We start from the raw sequence: 378 nt of genomic DNA, 5'->3' as shown, positions 1-378 counted from the left end.
ACCTGACGGGCCAGCAGAATGTGTTCACGCGTCTGCGGCATGGGGCCGTCTGCTGCTGAACAGACCAGAATGGCGCCATCCATCTGCGCCGCTCCGGTGATCATGTTCTTGACGTAGTCGGCGTGTCCGGGGCAGTCCACGTGGGCGTAGTGACGGGCTTCCGTCTCATACTCTACGTGTGAGGTTGCGATCGTGATGCCACGTGCCCGTTCTTCCGGCGCGTTGTCAATCTGATCATAGGCTCGTACTTCTCCACCAAACTTCGTCGACAGCACCTTCGTCAGCGCCGCCGTTAATGTGGTCTTCCCATGGTCCACGTGACCAATCGTTCCCACGTTTACATGCGGCTTCGTCCGCTCAAATTTCCCTTTGGACATC

1 protein-coding gene is annotated in these 378 nt (G+C 58.2%); it reads right to left on the bottom strand.

What is annotated here, in order from left to right:
* Positions 1 to 377: GTP-binding protein (locus HJG40_RS14430; protein WP_215864842.1), on the bottom strand; the 377-nt coding region annotated here is incomplete at its 3' end.
* Position 378: the final 1 nt, after the last annotated feature.

Source organism: Acidithiobacillus concretivorus (genome assembly GCF_018853445.1).
In the GTDB taxonomy this organism is placed as follows: domain Bacteria; phylum Pseudomonadota; class Gammaproteobacteria; order Acidithiobacillales; family Acidithiobacillaceae; genus Acidithiobacillus; species Acidithiobacillus concretivorus.
Note: the sequence above shows the minus strand (reverse complement) of the source record. Positions and strands in the feature narration are given on the sequence as shown.